The sequence below is a fragment of the Chryseobacterium sp. 2P genome (assembly GCF_059579425.1).
The window spans coordinates 1,485,658-1,505,652 of sequence record NZ_CM184194.1 but is presented as its reverse complement, the minus strand read 5'-3'; the positions used below and the strand labels follow the sequence as shown (position 1 = coordinate 1,505,652).

23 protein-coding genes are annotated in these 19,995 nt (G+C 37.3%); 2 read left to right on the top strand and 21 right to left on the bottom strand.

Going from position 1 to position 19,995, the window contains the following annotated elements; translation table 11 throughout:
* Nucleotides 1–148: 148 nt before the first annotated feature.
* Nucleotides 149–916 (top strand): methyltransferase domain-containing protein, encoded by a 768-nt coding sequence (locus AC52CF_RS06875; RefSeq protein ID WP_214590274.1) that lies wholly within the window; start codon nucleotides 149–151, stop codon nucleotides 914–916.
* Between the two features lie 68 nt (nucleotides 917–984).
* On the opposite strand, the gene AC52CF_RS06870 is transcribed toward AC52CF_RS06875, so the two are convergent.
* The 21 genes from AC52CF_RS06870 to AC52CF_RS06770 form a co-directional block, all read right to left on the bottom strand.
* Complete coding sequence (locus AC52CF_RS06870; protein ID WP_288459037.1) at nucleotides 985–1,680, bottom strand: VIT1/CCC1 transporter family protein; 696 nt, start codon at nucleotides 1,678–1,680, stop codon at nucleotides 985–987.
* 69 nt (nucleotides 1,681–1,749) lie between these two features.
* On the bottom strand, nucleotides 1,750–2,940 hold the full coding sequence (locus AC52CF_RS06865) for a DUF3570 domain-containing protein (RefSeq protein ID WP_214590276.1): 1,191 nt from the start codon (nucleotides 2,938–2,940) through the stop codon (nucleotides 1,750–1,752).
* A 35-nt stretch (nucleotides 2,941–2,975) separates the two neighbouring features.
* On the bottom strand, nucleotides 2,976–3,332 hold the full coding sequence (locus AC52CF_RS06860) for a DUF4266 domain-containing protein (RefSeq protein WP_436835749.1): 357 nt from the start codon (nucleotides 3,330–3,332) through the stop codon (nucleotides 2,976–2,978).
* The gene (locus tag AC52CF_RS06855) at nucleotides 3,329–4,255 is read right to left on the bottom strand and encodes an FAD:protein FMN transferase (protein ID WP_214590277.1); all 927 of its coding nucleotides are present in this window, start codon (nucleotides 4,253–4,255) and stop codon (nucleotides 3,329–3,331) included. Before AC52CF_RS06855 ends, AC52CF_RS06860 begins: the two co-directional genes overlap by 4 nt.
* Nucleotides 4,256–4,266: 11 nt before the next feature.
* Nucleotides 4,267–4,710 carry a thioredoxin family protein gene (locus tag AC52CF_RS06850; protein WP_214590278.1) on the bottom strand — a complete coding sequence of 148 codons (444 nt, stop codon included), beginning with the start codon at nucleotides 4,708–4,710 and terminating at the stop codon, nucleotides 4,267–4,269.
* Between the two features lie 75 nt (nucleotides 4,711–4,785).
* Nucleotides 4,786–5,172, bottom strand: a complete 387-nt coding sequence (locus tag AC52CF_RS06845) for a hypothetical protein (protein WP_496517974.1) — start codon at nucleotides 5,170–5,172, stop codon at nucleotides 4,786–4,788.
* A 658-nt stretch (nucleotides 5,173–5,830) separates the two neighbouring features.
* Nucleotides 5,831–6,970, bottom strand: coding sequence for an efflux RND transporter periplasmic adaptor subunit (locus AC52CF_RS06840; RefSeq protein ID WP_496517973.1), 1,140 nt, complete (start codon nucleotides 6,968–6,970; stop codon nucleotides 5,831–5,833).
* Nucleotides 6,971–6,974: 4 nt separating this feature from the next.
* Complete coding sequence (locus AC52CF_RS06835) at nucleotides 6,975–8,201, bottom strand: TolC family protein (protein ID WP_496517972.1); 1,227 nt, start codon at nucleotides 8,199–8,201, stop codon at nucleotides 6,975–6,977.
* A gap of 48 nt (nucleotides 8,202–8,249) precedes the next feature.
* Complete coding sequence (locus AC52CF_RS06830; protein WP_496517971.1) at nucleotides 8,250–11,402, bottom strand: efflux RND transporter permease subunit; 3,153 nt, start codon at nucleotides 11,400–11,402, stop codon at nucleotides 8,250–8,252.
* Between the two features lie 356 nt (nucleotides 11,403–11,758).
* A complete protein-coding gene (locus AC52CF_RS06825) occupies nucleotides 11,759–12,142 on the bottom strand; it encodes a hypothetical protein (protein ID WP_235130177.1) in 384 nt (127 codons plus the stop codon).
* A gap of 401 nt (nucleotides 12,143–12,543) precedes the next feature.
* Nucleotides 12,544–13,128, bottom strand: coding sequence for a TlpA family protein disulfide reductase (locus AC52CF_RS06820; RefSeq protein ID WP_496517970.1), 585 nt, complete (start codon nucleotides 13,126–13,128; stop codon nucleotides 12,544–12,546).
* A 3-nt stretch (nucleotides 13,129–13,131) separates the two neighbouring features.
* Nucleotides 13,132–13,833 (bottom strand): thioredoxin domain-containing protein, encoded by a 702-nt coding sequence (locus AC52CF_RS06815; protein ID WP_496517969.1) that lies wholly within the window; start codon nucleotides 13,831–13,833, stop codon nucleotides 13,132–13,134.
* Nucleotide 13,834: 1 nt separating this feature from the next.
* On the bottom strand, nucleotides 13,835–14,131 hold the full coding sequence (gene trxA, locus AC52CF_RS06810) for a thioredoxin (protein WP_116099601.1): 297 nt from the start codon (nucleotides 14,129–14,131) through the stop codon (nucleotides 13,835–13,837).
* Nucleotides 14,132–14,155: 24 nt separating this feature from the next.
* Nucleotides 14,156–14,392, bottom strand: coding sequence for a hypothetical protein (locus AC52CF_RS06805; protein WP_496517968.1), 237 nt, complete (start codon nucleotides 14,390–14,392; stop codon nucleotides 14,156–14,158).
* A 44-nt stretch (nucleotides 14,393–14,436) separates the two neighbouring features.
* Nucleotides 14,437–14,766 carry a rhodanese-like domain-containing protein gene (locus tag AC52CF_RS06800; RefSeq protein WP_496517967.1) on the bottom strand — a complete coding sequence of 110 codons (330 nt, stop codon included), beginning with the start codon at nucleotides 14,764–14,766 and terminating at the stop codon, nucleotides 14,437–14,439.
* 180 nt (nucleotides 14,767–14,946) lie between these two features.
* Complete coding sequence (locus AC52CF_RS06795) at nucleotides 14,947–15,654, bottom strand: lycopene cyclase domain-containing protein (RefSeq protein WP_496517966.1); 708 nt, start codon at nucleotides 15,652–15,654, stop codon at nucleotides 14,947–14,949.
* 2 nt (nucleotides 15,655–15,656) lie between these two features.
* Entirely contained in the window at nucleotides 15,657–16,115 is a 459-nt protein-coding gene (locus AC52CF_RS06790; protein WP_214590286.1) for a sterol desaturase family protein, read from the bottom strand.
* On the bottom strand, nucleotides 16,115–16,585 hold the full coding sequence (locus AC52CF_RS06785; RefSeq protein ID WP_214590287.1) for an SRPBCC family protein: 471 nt from the start codon (nucleotides 16,583–16,585) through the stop codon (nucleotides 16,115–16,117). Before AC52CF_RS06785 ends, AC52CF_RS06790 begins: the two co-directional genes overlap by 1 nt.
* A gap of 25 nt (nucleotides 16,586–16,610) precedes the next feature.
* Nucleotides 16,611–17,447, bottom strand: coding sequence for a phytoene/squalene synthase family protein (locus AC52CF_RS06780; RefSeq protein WP_214590288.1), 837 nt, complete (start codon nucleotides 17,445–17,447; stop codon nucleotides 16,611–16,613).
* A 2-nt stretch (nucleotides 17,448–17,449) separates the two neighbouring features.
* Nucleotides 17,450–18,919, bottom strand: coding sequence for a bifunctional phytoene desaturase/3,4-desaturase (crtID, locus tag AC52CF_RS06775; RefSeq protein ID WP_214590289.1), 1,470 nt, complete (start codon nucleotides 18,917–18,919; stop codon nucleotides 17,450–17,452).
* Nucleotides 18,920–18,928: 9 nt separating this feature from the next.
* Nucleotides 18,929–19,600 (bottom strand): MarR family winged helix-turn-helix transcriptional regulator, encoded by a 672-nt coding sequence (locus tag AC52CF_RS06770; protein ID WP_214590290.1) that lies wholly within the window; start codon nucleotides 19,598–19,600, stop codon nucleotides 18,929–18,931.
* Between the two features lie 96 nt (nucleotides 19,601–19,696).
* Here AC52CF_RS06770 and AC52CF_RS06765 point away from each other — a divergent pair, with 96 nt between their 5' ends.
* On the top strand, nucleotides 19,697–19,972 hold the full coding sequence (locus AC52CF_RS06765; RefSeq protein ID WP_214590291.1) for a hypothetical protein: 276 nt from the start codon (nucleotides 19,697–19,699) through the stop codon (nucleotides 19,970–19,972).
* Nucleotides 19,973–19,995: the final 23 nt, after the last annotated feature.

Genomic DNA, 19,995 nt, shown 5'->3' with positions numbered 1-19,995 from the left:
TCATCCTGTAAGGATCTAAGCACGAATCTTTCGATTTTTTTCTCGCTACTTTTAGATCCTTCCTTCATCTGAATACAAACTAAGAGGCTATTTTATGTGCTGTCAATGTATAATTTCGTAAATTTAGTCACATTAAATCAACAAAATCATGCCTTGGAATCCTGAAATTTACAATCAGTTTAAAAATATACGGTATCAGCCTTTCTTTGATCTTTCAGATTTGATTAAAGATGAAAAACCAATGAAGGCTATCGATCTGGGATGCGGAACGGGTGAACAGACTGCCATATTAGCTGAAAAATTTCCCGAAGCTGTATTTATCGGAATAGATTCTTCTGCCGAAATGCTTGAGCAATCAAAAAGTCTTGAAAATGAACGTCTTCATTTCAGACAGGCGACAACAGAAGAAATTTTGGAAAGTGAAGAAAACTGGGATTTGATATTCAGTAATGCGGCTCTGCAGTGGTCTGATAATCATCATAAATTATTCCCAGAATTGATTTCAAAACTAAACTGTAACGGACAACTTGCAATCCAAATGCCTTATCAGCCGGGAAATATTCTCAATCAGATTTTGTCTGAAATGTCGGGTGAGGAACCTTTCAAAACACAATTAAACGGATGGAACCGTCCTTCTTCTGTTTTAACGATTGACGAATACGTACAGATTATATTTGAAAACGAACTTGAAAATTTAAATATATTTCAGAAGGTGTATCCTATTATCGCGGAAGATCATGAAACGCTATTTAATTTCATTTCGGGATCTGCATTAATTCCTTATCTGGAAAGACTTTCGGAGGATGAGCAGGAAACTTTTAAGACAGAATTTAAACGAAGGATTCAGAAAAATTTCCCTAAGCTTCCGGCAGTTTATTCTTTCAAAAGAATTTTAATGTATGGAAGGAAGCCATAATTCCTTTAAAAATAAAATCGCGGAAAATGCATTCTCCGCGATTTCAATTTATAGAAAATATTTTAAGATTAAGCTACTGTAACCCCGAAAAGATGCCCGATTAAAGCCGTAATTCCCATGGCAACCGTTCCCCAGAAACAAATTCTGAGCACGGCAATTCCTATTTTTGAGCCTCCTGTTCTTGCTGAAATAGCGCCCAGAATCATCAGAAATATAATAGAAAAGCCATATTGAAAATACACCATTTCCTTTAAGGGAGCCACCAGTGAAACGATAAATGGCAGTAACGCTCCCAAAGCAAAAGAACCGAATGACGCCAAAGCAGCCTGTAACGGTTTAGCCTGAGTAATTTCGTTAATTCCAAGCTCGTCATGAGCGTGAGCTGCCAAAGCATCGTGTTCCGTAAGTTCTGTAGCTACTTTCAAAGCTGTTTCTTTGCTTACGCCTCTTTTTTCATAAATTTTAGCCAGTTCCAGAAGTTCAACTTCCGGCATTTCTTCAAGTTCCCGCTTTTCGCGAAGGAGATCTGCTTTTTCGGTATCTTCCTGCGAACTTACCGATACATATTCTCCTGCAGCCATAGACATCGCTCCGGCAATCATTCCGGCGAGTGCGGCAAGAATGATGGTATTTCTTTCGGGTGTGGCTGCTGCAACACCAATAACGATACTTGTGGTTGATAATAATCCGTCATTCGCTCCCAAAACTGCTGCACGAAGCCAGCCTACCCTGTTCACATAATGTTTTTCCAACTGATGATGCATACACTTTAGTTTTTAAGTTAAAAAAATGACTTGCTAATTATGTTAACAAGTCAAAATTAAACTGATTTTTTATTTAAACCTTAAATTTAACGAAATAATATCAGATTTCATTCCGATCGATTTTGTATAATGTCCGTACCGTATTTCCAGCATATTCAGTCGTTCTACGCCGAATAAACCGTTCTTCGGACTGATTCTGATTCCTGCCCCGTAAAAATGACTGTCGAATTTGGACAGATCATAATTGCTGGTGTAGAAATCATCAAAGGCGGTATGCTGCTGATAAGGCGCAAAATATTTAGCCGCAGTCTGCGAATAGTAACGATAGAAAGGACTTACCGAAACAAACGGAGAAATCTTTACAGGCGTTTCCAGACTGAAAGTATTGGATTTCAAGCCCCAATCGTCGGTATAATAACGGTAGTACGCTCTCAAAATCACCTTGTCTCCCAAGAAATAATTGGCTCTTACTCCCAAAGGAATTTTAAATCTTTTATCCGGCAACGCTTCCTGATGAACCGATTTATCATTAAAGTAAACCCTGTGGAACGGCAGGCTTAAATATCCGGTCTGCTGAACTCCGTCCGCCAGAAATTCAACCTGAAAATTCTGATTGATGATCTGTGAGTACGCCAAAGATAAAGCAAAGGTATTTCTTCCGCTGGTTCCGTAGTTTTCGTGTTCGCCGCCTGTGCTTCCGTTGGTTCTCAATTCAATAGGAGCAATGAGTTTTACCTGATCGAGATAGGCCTGAAATTTAGCCGTAAACTCTCCCATTCTGTTTTTCGTTTTTTGTGAAAACCCGATGTTTGCCCCGTAAGAGGTATAATCGAATTCGAAAGAGGTAGAAACACCCGCCATTAAAGTCGTTCCTTTTTCGGTATTTTCACGGCTCCAGCTTAATGCAGGATAAATTCTGTTGTCTGCGTGCGAAGCCGAGGAATTGGCTTTCAGATCAATCATATCCGAAGATGCGGAAGTATAATGATCGATTCCGACACTTACATTGAATTTATTTTTACGGTCTTTTTTATCGTATTTTACCATCGTTACATCGATCGTGTTGGAAACATCGGTCAGTTTTTCTGAGCCGATTCCTCCTGTAACGGCAGAATTGTTTCCGTCCTGTTTGTAGTAACTTGAAACTAAATTAGCTTCATCAAAAGTCAGCTTTTTGGGCTGTTCGTTATTTGTGTTTTCCTGTGCTTTTGCATTAAAAATTCCGAAAAGAGCAACAACACTTATGATTATTTTTTTCATTGTAGATCACATTAAATTTTTACCATTCTCTTTTCTTAATTGCATCCGCAGCCACCGCCCACTTTTCCGGCATTGGCTCCTGAAGAACCTTCTCTGTAAGACTGAAAGCTCAGTTCGGTCTTTTCGATTGTTCGGTTTCCGAGCACCATTTCGGCATCGTTGAGTTTATTTTTTTCGTATTCTTTTACGGTGGTACAGGAATTCAGCAAAGGAATTGTTACTATCGAAAGAACTGCAATGGTTTTGTAATTTAAAGCGTTGAATCTTCGCAGCCCGGCTTGAACGGAGCTCTTTTTGTGAGGAACGAGCAAAAAAGCGAGAGTGGAAGACGGTAAAAGCTGCCCAAATAAATTTTGAACAACATTTCTGGTATTTTTAATTATATTTTTCATTTTAAGTTAATGTTTTGAGATGAATAAATTCTGTCCTCATCGTCGATGATGATACACTCCAGATGATTGATCCGGTTGATCATACCGAGCGCGGCATCGATTCCCATAATACTGACGGGAGTTGCCATTGCGTCGGCAATTTCTGCGTTGGGACAAAATACGGTAACACTTTTTACGCCCGAAACCGGCATTCCTGTTTTCGGATTGATGGTATGAGAATATTTTTTACCGTTGATGACTACGAATTTCTCGTAATTTCCTGAAGTTGCAACCGCCATATCCGTAATATTCATATAAGAAAAAGGCTGTTTTGCATTGTCAGGATCGGCGATTCCTACAGTCCAGGGTTTTCCGTCCGCCTGATTTCCCCAAGTCGTTAAATCGCCTGAAGCATTTACAATTCCGGATTTTACGCCTCTTTCCATGAGAATTCTTTTTGCCATTTCTGCGGCATATCCTTTCCCGATTCCTCCAAAGCCGATACGCATTCCTTTTTCTCTGAGAAAAACCGTCTGATTGTCGCCATCGAGAATAATATTCTGATAATTAACGAGTTTCAGATGATCCTTTATTTTTTCAGGATTAGGAAGCTCTTTCATTTCACGGTCGAAATTCCAGAAACTCTTATCGATTCCGCCATAAGAAATATCGAAGTAACCGTCTGTAATTCTGCTGATTCTCAAACTCCTTTCAATGAGATCAAAAATCTCGCGGTCTACTTTTACAGGCTTTATTCCCGCATTTTGATTAATGAGATTAGTCTGACTGTCATCGCTGAAGGTTGTCAGCAGTTTTTCGATTCTCCGGATTTCATCAATGGCGGCGTCAATATGATCGTAAGCGGATTTTTCATCACTACTTACAACGGTAATTTCAAAAGCGTTCCCCATCAGTTTCTGAGGTCTTTTGAATTCTCTAAGCATCTCTTTTTCTGTTATTTTTGTTTTTCTCTGATTTCCCTGATCTCTTTACTGAAAGCCAGTGCATTTTCTGAAGGCAGTCCTTCCCAGCTTTTCAGAATTTTCCCTTCTGAATTTAATAAAAGGGTATACGGAAACAAGCCTTTTTTATTATATGCATCGGCAAGAGAAGCGTTTTCTTTTTTCATATCCGCAGAAAGCTGATTTTTCTTATTTCGCGGAAAATCTGCGTTGATGTACACAATCACTTTATCAGATTCCAGTTTTTTGAAATCTTCTGTTTCAATGATGTTTTTATGAAGTTTAATGCAGGGAATACACCAGTCTGAGCCGGAAAAGTTAAGCAGAATGAGTTCTTTGTTTTCTGCAGCCGTTTTTTTTGCGTTTTCCAGTCTGTTTTGTGCGTGGAAACCAAAGGAAAATACAACCATAAGTATGGCTGATACTATTGTTTTCATTATTTTAAATTTTATAATGATTTTGATAATAAACGATGGATTTTGATTGAATAAAATCAAAAAAAGGTAAATGAATTAAGCAATCGGTTTTGGTGGTTCCCAGACAGATCCCGCGAATCCTTTGTAGCAGAAATCTTCGTCTTTTGAAGGAATTTTATGCGATTTCAGTGATCTGAAATTTTCCGTTTTTGTTTCAAAATAAAAACCCGGATTGATGGTGAAAACCAAATTCAGCGGTGCAGAATGAATTACAAACGGCAGTTTTCTGTCTTTGCCGTAATCTCCGTCTTTTGCAGGATGATCGTAATGTGCTCTGAAAAATGCAATCAGCGGTATTTCCGGATTAAGCTGTTTGTGTTCCCAATAATGTTCCACCAGAGTAGGAATCTTCAAAAATTGATACAGCTCGGTTGTAGAAACCAAGAATAAGGATAGTAACAATATGGAAACCAACTTTTTCACCTAATCAAAGGTATAAAATCTTCTGTTAAGAATGATTTTAAATTAATCCGGATTATAACGCTAAAATGTTCAATAAATTGTTCAGCTTTAGTTTATTGTTTAAATTATAAATTTGTCTAGAGGCTGCTTAGATTTTATTTTTACTATTAAGAGAATTAAGACTTTTAAGCTTAAAAAACTTAATAAAAATCAATTTATTGATTAATTCATTACAATCAACTTAACTAACTGAAATTCTTAATATTAAATTTAAGAATAAACAAGTTTATTTAATTTAGAAAATTAAGAAAAGCTATAAAACTTTTATTTTGCAATATTAAATAAGCTCTTAAATTAAAGTTGTTTAAAGCAAAATGTTAGAAAACTCTATGGAGCTTTATCTGTGTAGAAATCATACTAGGAGTACGTTCGGCGTTCCGTAGGAACGCTATCTTTAAAACATTTATCGTATTACAGATATTAATTCTACGGATTGATTGATACATTTGTTCTTATTTCTACACAGATTCTGCTCCTAAAGGAGCAAAGTTATTTTACTCTAAGCTGCTTCAAAAGTTTACTCCATCTTTTTTTCTTTCGCGGTTAAATAAAAAATTTAAACATTCTTTGTATATTTAACTGACGAATAATAATATCAAATTACTTTAAACTTAATATTTTACTCTTCTTCCTCCGTATTTTTAAGCTTCATCAAAAGCGTATAGGCATTTTTGGTCACGATCTTTTTATTCTTAAAATCATCAGAATTAAGAATCTGGATAAAACTGTTTTCCGTTTCGCCTAAAGTCACCGGAGTCAATCGGTACGTCTGCTTTTTAACCTCAACAAACACAAAGTCTTTGCCTTCAAAATTCACGATGCTTTCTTCCGGAACCGCATTGGAAAAAGAGGTGCTGGTTTCAATTTCGGCGTTCATATACATTCCCGGAACGAGACTGTGATCGTATTTATCGAAATGGCAGTGAACTTCTGCCAAACCGCCCTGACTGATATCTTTGCTGATGAGAAGGATCTCCCCATAATATTTTTTACTTGGATCTGCATTGGTATATGCTGCGAAACGCTGTCCTTTTTTCAGGTTTTCCAGATCTTTTTCGTACACTTTAAGATTCAGGTGGATGTCATCGGGATTGATGAGCTCAAAAAGCACATCCGAAGGATTTACATATTTCCCGATATTCACATTCACTTTGCTTACAAAACCATTGATTGAACTGTACACCGGAACACTTTTCGTAATGCTTCCCGATTTTAAAGATTCCGGATTGATATTGATGAGTCTGAGCTGCTGTGCCAATGAATTCATTAAAATTCTCTGGCTGTTCATTTCAGACTGAGCGAGCTGCATGGCTTTGTCGCTGCTTGCCTGACTTTGGTTCAGGGTTTTCTGACGATTATAATCCAGTTCTGCAAAATGTGCTTTGGATCTTGCCATCAGATAATCCTGCTGAAGCTGAATGAATTGCGGATTTTCAATCACAGCAATCACCTGACCTCTGGAAACCGGCATTCCCGGAAGAAGATTGCTGGATTTCAGATAGCCGCCAAGCGGAATGCTTACTGAAACCAGATTTTGAGGCGGAACATCGATCATTCCGTTTAATTTCAGGGTGGAAGCGATATTCTGTAACGAAAGTGTGGTTGTTTCTATCGGTGCATTTCTTAACTGTGCATCGGTTAAAGTCACTACATTTTCGTCTTTCGGGAGACTTTTTTCCTGTTTGGGAGCTTCTTCTTTTTTACATTGAATGAATACAAAAAAGCTGATTAATAAGGTATATATTGAAATTGATTTCATTTTTTTACGGATTTAAAGTAAGGTATTCCAGTTCAATGGCACTTTGATTAAGTTTCCAGACTGCATCGGTGTAATTGTTTTTAAGCTGTACTGCCTGATTCACGAGGATCACAAATTCGAGGTAATTGATTTCTCCGCCGATAAACTGTCTTTTCGCCGTTTCGGTAATGACATCTGCATTTTTCAGGTCGGAACTTTCATATTTTGAAACAATTTCCAGATTGGACTGATAGATTTCTCTGGCTTTTTTAAGCTGATTCTGAAGGTTGAATTCAGCGTTTTTCAGTTCACTTTCTGCAACAGACTGCGCAACTTTTGCAGCTTCAATTCTCGCTTTCTGACCTCCTGAAAATATCGGAAGCGAAACACCGACCTGCACCGAATGAAACTGAGGTGTTGCATTGTAGAGTTTATCATCCGGTCCTAATCCTTTAAAACTGTTCAGATTATACGCCAATTGCAGACCGGGAAGCATTTTCGCTTTTTCCAGCGCGATCTGTTCTGCGGAAATATTTTTCTGTTGTTCCCAGATTTTAAGCAAAGGATGATCCGCCAGTTTTTCGTTTAAAGAATTGGCAAAAGATTTTGAATCTTCGGGAATGAAATCGGTTTCCGTATTCAAAAGCCACTGAAACTGAATCTTTAAAACTGCTAATTCCTGCTGCAATTGTTTTAACTGAATTTCTATCGCTGATTTCTGACTGGAAGCGGTTGTTTTTTCCAGAATATTGCTCTCCCCTGCTTTCAGTCTGAGGTTAGCTTTATCTGAAAAGTCGGTGTACAGTTTCAGGATTTCATTCAGCAGTTTTTCTTTTTCTTTCCAGTACAGAATGTTGTAAAAAGTAAGGCTGACTGCTTTTTTAAGTTCATATTCTTTCAGGGAAACATTCAGCAAAGATTTTTTCCATTCTTCGGTGTATACATTTTTCTGTTTTTTATAGACCGTCGGAAAAGCAATATTCTGGGAAACGCCAAATTTCATATCGTTGTACGCACTGTTGATCTGTCCGTAATCGAACGTTACACCAGTCTGCGGAATGTCATTAGCCGATTTTATCAAAGCTTTGGAATATTCAGATTTCAGCTTTTCGTTTTTAAGATTTCTGTTATTTTCCAGTGCGGTATTGATCGCAGTCTGAAGATTGATTGGCGTTTGCGCCTTCAGTCCGAATCCTGCAAAGCTGAATAGCAAAATGAATACAGCCGTTATATTTTTGTGATTATTTTTCATATGTAGATATTTATTGTTTTTTAAAGGTCATATGTAATCGCGTTTTCTTCAAAGGCGTTTGCGTTTTCCAAATAATGGCGATTTCATTTTAAATCCTTTTTCAATGGTTACATAAAGAAGCGGCAGTACAAAAAGGGTAAGAAAGGTTGCAACGAGCAGACCTCCGATCACCACGGTTGCCAACGGACGCTGAACTTCTGCTCCGGCTCCGTTGCTGAGCGCCATCGGAATAAATCCTAAAGATGCTACGAAAGCCGTCATCAAAACCGGACGAAGTCTGGATTCTCCGCCATCAATTACAATTCTTACGATATTCCGGATTCCGCTTTTGTATAATCTGTTGAATTCTGAGATGAGAACGATCCCGTTGAGAACCGCCACTCCGAAAAGGGCGATGAATCCAACGCCTGCACTGATGCTGAAAGGCATTCCTCTCAAAGCCAGAAGAAATACGCCGCCAATAATTGAAAGTGGAATTGCGGTGTAAATCAGCAGACTTTCTTTCACCGAGCCGAATGCTAAAAATAACATCACAAAAATAAGCGCTAAAGCAACCGGAACGGCAATCATCAGACGCTGTTTTGCATTGTTCAGGTTTTCAAAAGAACCTCCGTAAGTCATATAATAACCTGTCGGAAGTTTTATCTCTTTGTTTACTTTAGTCTGAAGTTCTTCCACGATGCTCTGAACATCTCTTCCTTTGATGTTGAATCCAACGACAATTCTGCGTTGTGCATTTTCTCTCTGGATTTGGTTGGGTCCGTTTTTTACTTCAACTTTTGCAAGCTGGGAAAGCGGAATCTGGTTTCCGAAAGGAGTCGGAACCAACAGGTTTTTAATATCATCCACATTTTTACGGACTTTAGAATCAAGACGAACGACCATATCGAAACGTTTTTCGCCTTCGAAAACGAGACCTGTACTCTGCCCTGCGAATGCAGCATTCACAATCCGGTTGATGTCGGAAATCGATAAATGATATTGTGCAATTACCGGTCGGTTATATTCTATGGTTACCTGCGGCATTCCTGCAATCGGCTCAATGTAAAGATTCTGAGCTCCGTCTACAGTTTCAATAATTTTCCCAAGTTTTTGGGCATTTTGGGAAAGAACGTCCAGATCATCTCCGAAAATTTTCACCACGACATCCTGTCTTGCTCCCGTCATCAGTTCATTGAAACGCATCTGCACCGGAAACTGAAAACTTACGGTTACTCCGGGAACATCCTGCAGTTCTTTGCTCATTTTATCTGCCAGTTCAGGGAATGTAGAGGCAGAAGTCCATTCTTTTTTGTCTTTCAGAATCACCATTAAATCGGCGGCATCCATCGGCATCGGATCTGTAGGAACTTCCCCGCTTCCGATTTTTGTCACGACTTTTTGTACTTCAGGAAATCTTGATTTCAGTATGTGAGCTGCCTTCTGTGTACTTTCAATGGTTGTATTCAGATTACTTCCCGGCAAAACTCTGGTTTCCACCGCAAAATCTCCTTCTTCAAGGGAAGGAATAAATTCTCCTCCCATTCTGCTGAGAATGAAAATTGCCAATACGAAAAGTACAGCCACGATGGAGAATACCATTTTCGGAACTCTTAAAATTTTAAGTAATGTTTTCAGATAGATTTTCTCTACTTTTTTCATCATCCGGTCGGATAAACTCGGTTTTGAGCTTCTTTTTCTCAAAAGCAAAGAACTCATCATCGGAATGTAGGTTAACGACAATAAAAATGCACCTAATAAAGCGAAAGCGACAGTTTGTGCCATCGGTTTGAACATTTTCCCCTCAATTCCCTGTAAGGTAAGAATCGGAAGATAAACAATCAGGATGATAATCTGACCGAAGACAGCACTGTTCATCATTTTTCCGGCAGAATCAGTAACAATGGTGTCCATTTCTTCTTTTCCAACGGAGAATATTTTTTTGAATTTTGAATTATGGCTGAACTGATGCAGGACGGATTCTACAATAATCACCGCACCGTCGATTATCAGACCAAAATCCAGTGCACCGAGACTCATCAGGTTTCCGCTGACTCCGAAAAGATTCATCATACAGATGGCAAAAAGCATTGCGAGCGGAATTACGGACGCCACAAGCAGTCCCGCGCGTACATTTCCGAGGAACAGAACCAGTACAAAAACAACAATCAATGCGCCTTCCGTAAGGTTTTTTTCTACGGTTCCGATGGCGTTGTTTACCATTTTGGTACGATCGAGGAACGGTTCTATTACGACTCCTTTCGGAAGGGTTTTCTGGATCTGTGCGATTTTTTCTTTTACGTTTTTAATAACCTGATTGCTGTTTTCGCCTTTCAGCATCATCACCACTGCTCCGGAAACTTCTCCCTGATCGTTGAACGTCATTGCACCGTATCGTGTTGCAAAACTGGTTTTTACCTCTGCAACATCTCTTATAAACAGCGGGATTTCATTGGTTTTGGAAGCAATTGCTATATTTTTGATGTCTTCAATGTTTCCGATCAGACCTTCGCTTCGGATGTATAAAACAGTGGGACCTTTTTCGATATAAGCTCCTCCTGTGTTCTGGTTATTGGTGTTTAATGCATCGAAAACATCGTTGATGGTGATTCCGTAAGCATTTAATCTGTCGGGATTGACGGCAATTTCGTATTGTTTCAGTTTTCCTCCGAAACTGCTGACTTCAGCAACACCTTTTACACCGAGAAGCTGTCTTCTCACAATCCAGTCCTGAATGGTGCGGAGTTCTGTGATGTCGTATTTTTTCTCGTAGCCTTTTTCGGGGCGGATCACGTACTGGAAAATTTCACCTAAACCTGTGGAAATAGGACCTAATTCCGGGGTTCCTATTCCCTGCGGAATCTGGCTCTGAACCTGTTGCAGCCTTTCTGCTACCTGCTGTCTTGCCCAGTAAATATCTACATCATCCTCGAAAACGATGGTAACGAGCGATAACCCGAAACGGGAAAAACTGCGGATTTCTTTTAATCCTGAAATATTATTGTTCGCCTGTTCTATAGGAAATGTCACAAGTCTTTCGATGTCTGTTGCTCCAAATGAAGGAGCAATGGTGATGACCTGAACCTGATTGTTGGTGATATCGGGAACGGCGTCTATCGGAAGTTTGGTGACCTGATAGGAACCCACGCCTATCAATCCCAAAATCAACAGCGCAATGATGAGTTTGTTCTTTACAGAAAACTCAATGATTTTTGTAAGCATAATGTTTTGTTGAGCTTATTAGCAGATGATAGATAATTGATAATAGATGATAGATAACTGGTTTACAGATAAATACCTCTATTTGAATTTACTATTCTAGCAAATGCTTATGAATAAATAATAATGGTCTGATACCAATTAATGCCTGTTTTAAGCACTGGAATTTATACTGGTTTGCAGCCCGACCTGAGTGGAGCTCTTTTGTAATTTTTCGGTTGGAAAAGCTTTGGCAAAATTACAAAAAGCGGGAACGGAGGGCGGATCAAGCTGCCCAAATAAAAAAAACCTGTATAAAAATTTACCAATAAGTATCAGAAATCTCCCAAAGTGATATTTTGAGAAGAATTCAAAAAAAATCAACAAAATTTCGGCGGCTGCCAGATGGAATTGAGAATATCTTTATTGTAAAAGATGCTTTTGTAAAAAGTCTGTTTGGATTTAATAATCGGATTGGATTCTTTGTCGGACAACTGAAACGTAAAGGGTGTCGCAGGTGTACATACGATGATAAGATGCGCTGCGTGCGAAACAAACGGTAACTGCTGATCTTTGGTGTAATCTGAATCTTTTACAGGATTATCATAATGTATTTTGAAGAACGAACCAATGGTGAGTTTCGGATTCTGCTCTTTGTGTTCCAGATAATGTTCAATAAGAACCGGAATTTTCAAAAACTGATACAGCTCGGTTGTAGAAACCAAGTATAAACTAAGCAATAGTATCGAGATCAGTTTTTTCACTTCTGCAAAATTATAAAATGTTTCGTTAAGAATGGTTTTAAATTATGAGATTATTCGTTATTAATGATCATGCTAATTTTGACGCAAAGGCTCGCAAAGGTTTTGTTAAATACTAACTGTTTTTAAGTTCGCAAAGGTGCTTCGACAAGCTCAGCATAAACTATTCACTCAGCAAAGAACTCAAAGCTTTTTTAATTATGGCAAATTACGGACAATCATTAAGATTTTGATTTTTTATAAAAGTTAATAAGCGTAATAAGAAAAGAATATAACAGTTTAAAAAAATCTTCGATTTTTATTCTTTTGAAAGCTTTGATTATTTTATTAATAGATTTATGATTGTCTTTTGCGGCTTTTGCGGCTAATTCCGAAATAGTTAACCGGTATTATATTTTTAAGGATTATTCTTTTAAAAGCTGTTCAATTTCCTGATAGAAAGAGTCTTTGCTGTAATCTGCCATTCCGGAATGATGCATTCTTATTTTCCCTGTTTTGTCCAGAACAATGGTTGTTGGAATAGAGCCGCTGTATAATTCTTTAGGAATACTGCTGCTTGGAACCAGAAAAGGAATGCTGAATTTTTCTTTCTGAAGATACTTTTTACCCAAAATCATTTCATCATCAAGATTTACCGTAAGAAATACCATATTTTCGTTTGATCTGTATCGGTCATATAGTTTCTGAACCGAAGGAAATTCTGCGCGGCATGGAGGACACCACGAAGCCCAGAAATTGATGAAGACTACTTTTCCCTTTAGTTGAGAAGTATCGATTATCTTTCCGTCTTCAGTTCTTACGCTGAAATTTGGCGGTATAAGTGAAGATTCTTCTGTTTTTTCTTCTATTTTTGAATTGAATAATCCGGTAGAAATCATCTGTCTCATCACCCACGCTTTTGCATCGGGATTTACCCATAAAAGGATGAGTACAGCAATCATAATCACTGTACTCCAGTTTTTTCTGATCCACAGAGGAAATTTATTCATGATTTATTGGGCAATCTGTTTTCTTACCTCATCTTCGGTCACTAATCCCAGATTATCCCAAACAATTTTATCGTTTTTGTAGAGTTTGAGCACCGGAAGCGCAGAAACACTGAGTTCTTTACAGAGTTCTGTGTTTTCATCAACATTGATTCTTACAATCTTTACTTTGTCCGGCATTTCGGCAGCCATTTTTTTGAGGAAAGGTTCCATTTTTTTACACGGAGCGCACCATTCTGCATAAAAGTCTAACAAAACGGGCGTTTTGCTTTTCAACAAATCATTGTATTGTGCAAGAGTGATTCCTTTTGCGGTTGAAGTTTTGATCTCGGGAAGATTTGCATTTCGCCATTTCATCATTCCGCCCTGCATTTCGTAGACGTTTTTATAGCCTAATTCTCTTAGTTTTGCGGCGGCGGCGGTACTTCTCGGTCCACTCATACAGTAGACGAAGACAGGTTTATTTTTATCTAAAGCGGCTGCTTTTTCTATGAAATCTCCTCCGTTCCAGTCGATATTCATTGCATTTTTCAGATGTCCATTTTTAAATTCTCCGGATGTTCTTACGTCCACTAACTGAGCATCTCTGGTTTTATCGAGTTTCTGAGAAAATTCTGTTGCGGGAAGTACGTTATCTGTTATACTTTGTGCTTTTCCGCATCCTGTAATGATTACTAAGAAGAATGCAACGATGATGTTTCTGTACATTTTAAATGTTTTGTTTTATTAATCTTTCCAATTCATCTGCCTGAAAGACTCCGGACTGTTTCCACTTCACTTCTCCGTTTTTGAAGATCATTAAAGTAGGAACGCTTCTTATTCCGAATTGTGCGGCAACTGCCTGATTTTTATCGACATCTATTTTGATGATATTTGCCGAATCTCCGATTGCTTTTTTAAGATCCTGAAGAATGGGAGCCTGCATTTTGCACGGACCGCACCATTCTGCGAAAAAGTCTACCAAAACGGGTTTGTCCTGACTGATGATTTCCTGAAATTTGTTCATATTCTATTTTGTTTATTAATGGTTTTATTTGATTTCTTCATATTTAATTTCATCATTAATCTGCTTATGATTTTTGGCGGAAACCGAACAGCTTCCTCCTGTACAGCATCCGATATTCAGCAAGGGCATCACTGTAAAAATCACTCCTGTAATGATCAGAAACCAGATTCCTGATCTTACGGCTTCAATGGTGAGGAATATTCCCATTGCCAACCGCAGAAGTCTTACAAAGTTCCAGTTTTTAAATAGATTTTGAAACATTTTTTGATTTTTTATTTTACTGTAGAGTTTCTTCCGGTTGAAAATCAACCTATATTTTTGATTTTCTGCATTGTTTTTACCACATTTTCTAAACTTCCGCCATTCACAACATTGGAAATACCATTTTTTTCCAGTGTTCCTTTTACCATGGCGCTTCTGTTTCCGCTTCTGCAGAATACAATGATCTGGTTTTTGTTTTTAAACTTTGAAATCTGATTTTTAATTTCGCTCAGTGGAATATTCTGTGCACCTTCTGCACTTCCTGAAGCGAATTCGGAAGGAGTTCTCACGTCAACCAGAAAAGGATTGTTTTTCAATGCATTTTCCAGTATGGAATTATCTTTTTTGCCAAATAATATGGTTAATAAGTTCATTTTTAAAATATTTCTGAACAAATTTCAGGATTTAAAAATGGCTTTACTGCTACTTTTGTTACATAACTATTTTTCTAAATTAATCTGGAAAAAGTTTGACATAAAAAAAGCCACAGATTCCGAAGAACTGTGACCAGAAAAAATAGATTTAACGGGAAAATTATTTTGATGATGATAAGATTATGCAGTTTCTTCTATCGCCTGTTCTTTCTTTTTAAACTTCTGAAACAGGAAAATATTCCATAGAATCATTTCATAACCGTAAACTGTATCTTCAATTGGAATCGTCAAAATTCTGATTCCCAGAAAATGTTCAGGATTGTAGTTTACAATCGGAGAATCGAGTCCTGTTCCGGTAAGAATTCCGTTAACTCCCAAAAATCCGGGCATCAGAATCAGATAAATAAAAGAAGCTTTGCCGATCCATCTTGCGTTTAAGATGAAATACAGTATAAAAAGACTGATTGCCGTCGTTAAAAACGTCATAAAAGGATAAATTCTGTTTTTGCAGTACAATGCCAGAATAACCAAAGTGACGATGGAAAAAATAACAAATATTTTCTCCATTTCGGGTTTCCAGTCGAGCCTGAAAAATTTATCCAGACAGAAATAGGTAAAAATACACGAAAACGGAATGCAGATGAAGAATAAGATTTCTTCAATAGGGAGGTTTATAATTCTGAGTCCCAGAAGATATTTATCATTAAACCACCACACTCCTAATTTGGTAAACCAGATGTCCCAAACGATAAAAAACAGGGCTACAATAGAGGAAGCAAGGATAAATGCCTTAAAATGCCTGTTGAATTTTATCTTATGGTGGAAAGAAAAAATAAAACAGACGATAACCGTAAAAAAATTGATTAACAGATACGTATATTGAAGCATTTTCAGGTGGTTTGTTTTTTAAAATACATTCGGAAATATTTTACCGGAACCCAAAGGAATCCGAAACACTCCCCTCTTTCTTTTCCTGTGTGTTTATGATGCTGTTTGTGTGCTCTTCTGATCGCCAAAAGGTATGGATTCTGCGTATTTCGAAGAAGTTTAAAACGCTGATGAATAAAAATATCATGAACGAAGAAGTACGCCATTCCGTACAAAGCAATTCCAACTCCGATGTAAAACCAGTGGTTAAAATTCTGCATGGTTCCGTAATACATCAGAATAATCGTGGGAACAGCGAAAATAACGAAGAAATAATCGTTTTTTTCCAATGGTCCGTCGTTGCTGTGATCATGATGGTCTTTGTGAAGTGACCACAAAAAACCATGCATTACATATTTGTGAATGATCCACGTCATTCCTTCCATAATGAAGAATGTGGCTGCTACAATTAGAAAATTCATTATTCCGCAGTATTTTTATTAAACATTTCTTCCAAAATCTGATATCTGTACGTGAAAATATCTTCCACTTTTTTCTTTACCAGAACAGTGTGTGCAATTTCTCCCAAAAATCCCAAAGGCAGTTCGTAATCTACCGTATCTTTCATAAAAATACCATTTTCATTCGGAATAAACTCGTGATGATGATGCCACAGCTTATAAGGTCCCTGTTCCTGAAAATCGGTGAAACTTTTCTGATGATCTACCTGAATAATTTTCGTTCTCCATTTCATTTTTATTCCGAACAGTGGTGAAACGTAATAATCGATGTTCATTCCTTCGTAGATTTCATCGTTTTCCATTTTGGTTAATACTACGAAGTTCATTTCTTTCGGGGTAATTTTGGAAAGATTATTTGCCGAAGAAAAGAATTTCCATGCGGTTTCGATATCACAATTCAGCTGTTGTTCTTTGTATAGTCTGTGTCTCATTATTCAAGGGTGTAAGTAAATGTATCTACAAAAAAGAAGTTTTATATTGTACGTAACTGCTCATCATTAAAGAAAGCTTTCTTCCGTTGGATATTCTTATTCTCTGATTGACAATTTTGGCAGCGGACGTTTTTTTAATCTTTCTGAAAAGCGAAATGTAATATCTGTATGCCAGATAAACTCCGAATCTTGAGGATGGAGGAAGTTTTCTGATTCCTTCTAGCGCAATTTTGAACTCTTCTTCAATTTCTTTTTCAATTTGGGCTTTTACCGCATTATCGAAGTATGAAATATCAACATTCGGGAAGTAAGAGCGTCCCAAGATCTGATAATCATCTTTCATGTCACGAAGAAAATTCACTTTCTGAAAAGCTGATCCTAACGTCATGGCATAAGGCTTCAGTCTTTCAAATTCATTAATATTTCCTTCCGTAAAAATATGAAGACACATTAATCCTACCACTTCCGCAGAACCCAGAATATATTCTTTGTATAAATCTGAATTATAATCTATTTTCTGAAGATCCATTTCCATACTTTTCAGAAACTGATGAATAAGGGCGTAATCAATTTTATACTGATGTACGGTTTCCTGAAAAGAATGAAGCACCGGATTCAGAGAAATTTTATCTTCCAAAGCACAGAATGTTTCTTCTTTGTATTTTGAAAGAAGTTTCTGCTTATCATGATCGTGAAAGCTGTCTACGATTTCGTCGGCAAGGCGAACATAACCGTAAATGGCGTAGATCGGGTTTCGTATTTTCGGAGAAAGCGCCATAATTCCTAAAGAAAAGCTGGTGCTGTACTGTCTGGTTGTCTCCCTGCTGATTTTATAAGACAGGTCATCAAAAAGTTTTTTCATAGTTAATTCAATTTATTTGCTTCTCTGGCGACTATTTTACCTGATATAATGGATGGCGGAACTCCCGGTCCCGGAACCGTTAGCTGACCTGTATACAGAAGGTTTTTTACTTTCCTGTTTTTTACAGATGGTTTTAAAACTGCAGTTTGTGATAAGGTATTGGCAAGACCGTAAGCATTGCCTTTGTATGCATTATAATCTTTTTTGAAATCTTCTACGCAATAGCTTCTTTTATACTCTAATTTAGAAATAAGATCTGAAGTTCCTGTATGTTTTTCCAGTCTTGAGATCATTTCAAGGAAATACTTCTCCCTCATATCTTCAGAATCTTCTATTCCCGGCGCTACAGGCATCAAAAGAAATACGTTTTCTCCGTTTTCCGGCGCGGTATCTTTATCTGTTTTTGAAGGGCAGCAAGCGTAGAACAATGGTTTGGTAGGCCACTTTTTATCTTCATAAATTTCGTTTGTATGAAGCTCAAGATCATTTTCAAAAAATAAAGTGTGATGCGTAAGATTGGGAATTTTTTCGCTAAATCCTAAATAATAGATAAGACAGGAAGGTGCAAAAACTCTTTTTTCCCAATATTTTTCGTCATAATTTCTATGAGATTCCGGAAGTAAAGTTTCGGTATGCTGATAATCTGATGAAGCAATTACCGTGTCGAATCTTAATTCTTCACCATTGATTTTCAGACCGACCGCTTTGTTATTTTCAAGAATAATTTTCTCAACGTTGGAATCGAAATGAAAATGGACTCCGCCCTCAGAAGCGATCTGCATCATTGCCTGCGTAACTTTTGCGAATCCTCCCATCGGATACCAAGTTCCTAATTTATAACCGCCGTAGTTCATTAAACTGTAAAGAGCGGGGATATCTTTCGGCGCTGCTCCTAAAAAAATTACAGGAAATTCCATGAGCATAATAAGTTTAGGATTTTTGAAGTATTTTCTTACAAAACGCTGAAAATTCGTCAGTAAATCTAATTTTAAAGCACTTTTCGCAATTTTCGGAGAAACAAATTCAAACCATGAATGGCAGGGTTTGTTTACGAAATCTTTCATTCCGACTTCATATTTGTACTGGGCGTCGTTCATGAATTCGTCAAGCTGTTTTCCTGCGCCTTTTTCTATGCTTTCGAAAAGGTTTTTCATCTCTTCATAATTCTCAGGAATTCCCATCACTCCGTCTGAAAAAACCATTTCAAACTGAGGATTCAGAGGAATAAGATCATAAAAATCCGTAGATTTCCTTCCGAAGTCATTAAAAAAAGCTTCGATAATATCGGGCATCCAATACCAGCTTGGTCCCATATCGAATACGTAACCATTATCCGTTGTAAACTGTCTTGCTCTGCCTCCCACTTCGCTGTTTTTCTCGAAAACATGCACTTCATATCCGTCTTTGGATAAATAGGAAGCTGCCGACAAGCCGGAAAATCCTGAACCGATAATTGCTACTTTTCTGCTCATAGTTTTGTTTTAGTTTTTAAATGCGTATTCCTGATAAACCGTATTGATAAGATCTTTGCTGTCGATATTTCTGGAAAATATCGGATGGTGAAAACGGTCAAGTTTATTAAGAATACGTATAAGTTCCATTTTTTCTGTATAATTTAGGTTTCCGGCAACAATATTAGTTGCGTTTCGGATCTTTTCCATCTGTTTGTCAAGAGCAAGCAGCCCTTTTTCTGAAATGCTGATGTATTTACTTCTTTTATCATCATCAGATTCGGTCTGTTCGATCCATCCCTGTTTTAATAATCTGGCAATAATGAGCATTCCCGCAGGTTTTTCCTGAATATTTTTTTTAATCAGCTCTGTTTTGGTCATTCTTCCGAAAGATCTCAGATTGATAAGGTAAATAAATTCTTCCTGCGTAGAAAATTCAGAATCCGCGATTGCAGATTTAGAATAAGTTTTTGCATATCTGTTAAGATGTACCAAAAGTGTATTAATAGCACTTTCAGGGCTTCTTCCATTTTCTTTTCCTTCCCAGTAGGGATCATTTTGCTTATCCTGATTTTTAGAAGATTCTTTATCATGTATCCAGGTTTTGAATCCTTCAACATCTTTAGAATATATATTTCCCGAATTTTCAGCTTCAAATTCTTCTAATAATCCTATTATGTCTTTAATCAAAGAATATTCCATTTCGTAAAAATTAGTATACAAATATACTATTTAATTTAAAATAATAAATATTTATACACTTAAATATTTTTTCATTATCTTTAAAAATTATTAACTATGGATATGAAAACTAATTCTGATGTAAAAGAAACCTCATCCGGTGACTGTAAAAAATATATCAATGATTATCTGCATTCCTGTGTAAAGAAGGAATTCGGGCTGGACATTTCATTTGGAGAAGAATATGAAATCATGCAGAATATTGTTTCCAATAAGTCTATGATTGTCCCTACATTCTCCGATTATATTGTGGAAAATCCTAAGCTTCATGCTTTTTTGAAAGCACACATCGCACATCTTAATAAAGAGATGTTCGCTTCCCATATTTCTTAAAACAACATTTGATAAAATAAATT

What these genes read in the sequence shown, in the direction of transcription:
- AC52CF_RS06875 (WP_214590274.1), top strand. Translation starts at nt 149, where the DNA reads ATGCCTTGGAATCCTGAAATTTACAATCAGTTTAAAAATATACGGTAT.
- AC52CF_RS06870 (WP_288459037.1), bottom strand. Translation starts at nt 1,680, where the DNA reads ATGCATCATCAGTTGGAAAAACATTATGTGAACAGGGTAGGCTGGCTT.
- AC52CF_RS06865 (WP_214590276.1), bottom strand. Translation starts at nt 2,940, where the DNA reads ATGAAAAAAATAATCATAAGTGTTGTTGCTCTTTTCGGAATTTTTAAT.
- AC52CF_RS06860 (WP_436835749.1), bottom strand. Translation starts at nt 3,332, where the DNA reads ATGAAAAATATAATTAAAAATACCAGAAATGTTGTTCAAAATTTATTT.
- AC52CF_RS06855 (WP_214590277.1), bottom strand. Translation starts at nt 4,255, where the DNA reads ATGCTTAGAGAATTCAAAAGACCTCAGAAACTGATGGGGAACGCTTTT.
- AC52CF_RS06850 (WP_214590278.1), bottom strand. Translation starts at nt 4,710, where the DNA reads ATGAAAACAATAGTATCAGCCATACTTATGGTTGTATTTTCCTTTGGT.
- AC52CF_RS06840 (WP_496517973.1), bottom strand. Translation starts at nt 6,970, where the DNA reads ATGAAATCAATTTCAATATATACCTTATTAATCAGCTTTTTTGTATTC.
- AC52CF_RS06835 (WP_496517972.1), bottom strand. Translation starts at nt 8,201, where the DNA reads ATGAAAAATAATCACAAAAATATAACGGCTGTATTCATTTTGCTATTC.
- AC52CF_RS06830 (WP_496517971.1), bottom strand. Translation starts at nt 11,402, where the DNA reads ATGCTTACAAAAATCATTGAGTTTTCTGTAAAGAACAAACTCATCATT.
- AC52CF_RS06820 (WP_496517970.1), bottom strand. Translation starts at nt 13,128, where the DNA reads ATGAATAAATTTCCTCTGTGGATCAGAAAAAACTGGAGTACAGTGATT.
- AC52CF_RS06815 (WP_496517969.1), bottom strand. Translation starts at nt 13,833, where the DNA reads ATGTACAGAAACATCATCGTTGCATTCTTCTTAGTAATCATTACAGGA.
- trxA (WP_116099601.1), bottom strand. Translation starts at nt 14,131, where the DNA reads ATGAACAAATTTCAGGAAATCATCAGTCAGGACAAACCCGTTTTGGTA.
- AC52CF_RS06805 (WP_496517968.1), bottom strand. Translation starts at nt 14,392, where the DNA reads ATGTTTCAAAATCTATTTAAAAACTGGAACTTTGTAAGACTTCTGCGG.
- AC52CF_RS06800 (WP_496517967.1), bottom strand. Translation starts at nt 14,766, where the DNA reads ATGAACTTATTAACCATATTATTTGGCAAAAAAGATAATTCCATACTG.
- AC52CF_RS06795 (WP_496517966.1), bottom strand. Translation starts at nt 15,654, where the DNA reads ATGCTTCAATATACGTATCTGTTAATCAATTTTTTTACGGTTATCGTC.
- AC52CF_RS06790 (WP_214590286.1), bottom strand. Translation starts at nt 16,115, where the DNA reads ATGAATTTTCTAATTGTAGCAGCCACATTCTTCATTATGGAAGGAATG.
- AC52CF_RS06785 (WP_214590287.1), bottom strand. Translation starts at nt 16,585, where the DNA reads ATGAGACACAGACTATACAAAGAACAACAGCTGAATTGTGATATCGAA.
- AC52CF_RS06780 (WP_214590288.1), bottom strand. Translation starts at nt 17,447, where the DNA reads ATGAAAAAACTTTTTGATGACCTGTCTTATAAAATCAGCAGGGAGACA.
- crtID (WP_214590289.1), bottom strand. Translation starts at nt 18,919, where the DNA reads ATGAGCAGAAAAGTAGCAATTATCGGTTCAGGATTTTCCGGCTTGTCG.
- AC52CF_RS06770 (WP_214590290.1), bottom strand. Translation starts at nt 19,600, where the DNA reads ATGGAATATTCTTTGATTAAAGACATAATAGGATTATTAGAAGAATTT.
- AC52CF_RS06765 (WP_214590291.1), top strand. Translation starts at nt 19,697, where the DNA reads ATGGATATGAAAACTAATTCTGATGTAAAAGAAACCTCATCCGGTGAC.